2 protein-coding genes are annotated in these 3565 nt (G+C 51.9%); one reads left to right on the top strand and one right to left on the bottom strand.

The genetic code is table 11. From position 1 onward, the window contains the following. The first annotated feature begins 1012 nt into the window (after positions 1 to 1012). Positions 1013 to 1387, top strand: a complete 375-nt coding sequence (locus tag VB741_RS14775) for an endonuclease domain-containing protein (RefSeq protein ID WP_323365949.1) — start codon at positions 1013 to 1015, stop codon at positions 1385 to 1387. A gap of 577 nt (positions 1388 to 1964) precedes the next feature. Here VB741_RS14775 and VB741_RS14770 read toward each other — a convergent pair. After that, positions 1965 to 3407 carry an adenylate/guanylate cyclase domain-containing protein gene (locus VB741_RS14770; RefSeq protein ID WP_323365948.1) on the bottom strand — a complete coding sequence of 481 codons (1443 nt, stop codon included), beginning with the start codon at positions 3405 to 3407 and terminating at the stop codon, positions 1965 to 1967. Positions 3408 to 3565: the final 158 nt, after the last annotated feature.

Genomic DNA, 3565 nt, shown 5'->3' with positions numbered 1-3565 from the left:
TCCCTGCTGTGAAGTTAGGAATTTTGGAGGCAGGGATATCTTGGTCGCAGTTATTTTCTATTCGATATGCTGTCTAGCCCACTGAAGCCAAGTGTTTCAAGGCACCCAGTCGACGGAACCAGTGCCCTATCTGCATAGTTTTGGTAAAAATGTCCCATATCAGAGAGCTTCTGTTTGAAGTTAAGCAGGGGCAGACCTACGCATATTTCGCCTGGGCGTGGTGTTCAAATCGCGCTTCAGCGATTTCTTCTAGGGGACGACCCAGCAGGGCTCCCAGTTGACTAATCAGGTATGGGCTCAGTGTCAAAAAGGATATGGATGGGTATAGATTAACCCCGATTTGAAAGATTCGGGATAATTTTTGTTGGTATTAGGCTCTCTAGAATTTAACCGGTTCTCTGGAATCCAGCACCTAAAACCCCTCACCAGCATAAAATCCCCTCCAGGGAGGGGCAACGGGGTGGGTCCTCCGATAGTGTCAAGGATCGCGACCCACCCCGCCCGCTGGGCACCCCTCCCAGGAGGGGATTCACGAGCGTAAGATTCTTTGTAGTTAAAAGAATGTTACAGCCCAAAATCCAACACCTAACACCCCTCGCCAGCATAAAATTCCCTCCCTGGAGAGGCAACGGGGTGGGTCCTCCGATAGCGCCAAGGATCGCGACCCACCCCGCCCGCTGGGCACCCCTCTAAGGAGGGGATTTACGAGCCTAAGTTCTTTGCGGTTAAAAGAATGCTATAGCCCAAAATCCAACACCTAACACCCCTCGTCAACCCCGTTGCCCCTCCATGGAGGGGCAACGGGGTGGGTCCTCCGATAGCGCCAAGGATCGCGACCCACCCCGCCCGCTGGGCACCCCTCCAAGGAGGGGATTTACGAGCGTAAATTCTTTGTAGTTAAAAGAATGCTATAGCCCAAAATCCAACACCTAACACCCCTCGCCAGCATAAAATCCCCTCCCTGGAGGGGCAACGGGGTGGGTCCTCCCCCTGATCTGGGCACTCTCAACTTATGAAAAATCCCATTATTCCCTACAATCCTAAGCTCAGGGAACGTGCCCGTCAGCTACGCCAAAACATGACCAAAGGTGAAATCATCCTTTGGCAACGGCTTAAACAAAAACAAATGATGGGCTACGACTTTGATCGACAACGCCCCATCGATCAATTCATCGTAGACTTTTACTGCAAAGCCTTGGGCCTCGCAATTGAAGTTGATGGTTCCTACCACGATAATCCTGAAGCCCAGGAGTACGACCAACAACGTCAGGCCAGACTTGAAGCTCTCGGAGTTAAGTTCCTTAGATTCCAGGATGAGGATGTCAAGCAAAATTCAGAAGAAGTCTGTCAAGCCATCAAGCAATGGATAATTGACCATCAAAGATAATCCTTGTGCTACTTTCCAGCATAAAATCCCCTCCATGGAGGGGCAACGGGGTGGGTCCTTCGATAGCGCCAAGGATCGCGACCCACCCCGCCCGCTGGGCACCCCTCCCAGGAGGGGATTCACGAGCGTAAGATTCTTTGTAGTTAAAAGAATGTTACAGCCCAAAATCCAACACCTAACACTCCTTGCCAACCTCTAATCCCCTCCTTGGAGGGGCAACGGGGTGGGTCCTCCAATAGCCCAAAGGATCGAGACCCACCCCGCCCGCTGGGCACCCCTCCAAGGAGGGGATTTACGAGCGTAAGATTCTTTGTAGTTAAAAGAATGCTACAGCCCAAAATCCAACACCTAACACCCCTCGCCAGCATAAAATCCCCTCCAGGGAGGGGCAACGGGGTGGGTCCTCCGATAGTGTCAAGGATCGAGACCCACCCCGCCCGCTGGGCACCCCTCCAAGGAGGGGATTCACGAGCGTAAGATTCTTTGTAGTTAAAAGAATGTTACAGCCCAAAATCCAACACCTAACACTCCTCGCCAGCATAAAATCCCCTCCAGGGAGGGGCAACGGGGTGGGTCCTCAATTCCCCCCTTTCAAACGCCTATTTACAGCTACCGCGCCCACATCCACCACAGACGGCACCCACAAATACGCATGGGCCTGCCCCCGCCCCTTAATCTCAATACAACCCCGATCCTCAAACTGAAATTTCCCCTTCAGCAACCCATGGGTCTCCGCACTCACCTGGATCCGAGCCGCCACCCCATGGGACTCCATCCGGCTAGCAATATTCACCGCATCCCCCCATAGGTCATAGCTAAACTTTTTCTTACCAATTACCCCAGCCACCACTGGGCCAGTATTAATCCCAATCCGCAGCTGCACATCGTAGTGCTTGACCGCCACCTGCATGTCGATAGCCATGGCCATCACCGCTTCCGCATGGTTCTCCATCGGTGCTGGCACACCGCCCACCACCATGTAGGCATCCCCAATGGTTTTAATCTTTTCTAAACCGTGACGCTCCGCTAAAGCATCAAAGACCGAAAAAATATCGTTGAGCTGGCACACCAGCTTAGTGGGGGCAGTCTTCGCCGCGAGTTGGGTGAAACCAACAATGTCAGCAAAGAGAATGGTGACATGCTCAAACCGAGACGCAATGGCCATGCGGTTAGAAGGATCGTTTTTCAGCTGGTTGGCAATGGCCACCGGCAACACATTACGCAACAACGTCTCGCTCTTCTCCTGCTCACTCCTCAGGGCTGCCTCCGCCTGCTGCCGCTCTTGCACCTCCTGAGAGATCTGACCAAACATCGACGCAAAGGCCCGAATCACCTCCCCCAGTTCATCTTGCCGAGACTGTTTTAAACTCTTAAACTTCGCCAACTGCGGCTGATGCACCGCCTCGGCTGCCTGGCACAGATCATCCCGCAACAGCAGTAGCGGGTTAATCAGCATCCGCTCCAACATAAAAATAGTCACCAGGGTGACAAAGGCAGAAATTAAAATAACAATCAAGAAAATGCCAATGGAGTATTGCACCATATAGCGACGCACCGATGTAGCATCATGGCGAATCACTAACACATATTGCCCTTGAAACTGACGGCTGGGCCAGGCCACATCGTAACGGGTTCCCGATGCCGTTAATAGCCGTTTGATGGACGTTAGCCCCCCCGTAGGAGCTAACAGGGTGGGTGCTTCCCCAAAGGAATCTACCAGCTCTCCTTGAATGTCATAGAGGGCGGCTCCCAAAATGATCGTGTCAGGGCTCAGACTGGCTTGGACTTCCGCTAAAAGTTCAGCGGATAGCATCTCGGCCATTACATTTGCCTTCAGGGTCAACAGCACCTCTTCTGAAATCGCCTCTAGCTCCTTCAGTTTATCCACCCGTCGCTGGTGGTAGGAGGGAATAAACACCACCAACTCAATCGCAGCAAGGCTCAAAAAAATTGACGTGACAATTTTCCGGGACAGCTGAGATTTTAATAGTCCCAATGATGTCTGCAAAACACTAACCATGGTTACGGCCAACCACCACAACGTTCAATCTATAGACCTCTTGCATAATAGTTTCTATGGTAGATTTTTAGGTTTTGGTTCATTGCTTTACACCTAGGCAGATGAACTACGAAGCCACCCAAACCCTTAGCAATTCAAAGTTTAAGCGTCGATTCGGC

Origin of the sequence: Leptothoe sp. PORK10 BA2, from assembly GCF_034932105.1 — a bacterium.
In the GTDB taxonomy this organism is placed as follows: domain Bacteria; phylum Cyanobacteriota; class Cyanobacteriia; order Phormidesmidales; family Phormidesmidaceae; genus Leptothoe.
Note: the sequence above shows the minus strand (reverse complement) of the source record. Positions and strands in the feature narration are given on the sequence as shown.

Excerpts from the sequence above, each read along its gene's own strand:
- VB741_RS14775 (WP_323365949.1), top strand. The coding sequence starts at position 1,013 with ATGAAAAATCCCATTATTCCCTACAATCCTAAGCTCAGGGAACGTGCC.
- VB741_RS14770 (WP_323365948.1), bottom strand. The coding sequence starts at position 3,407 with ATGGTTAGTGTTTTGCAGACATCATTGGGACTATTAAAATCTCAGCTG.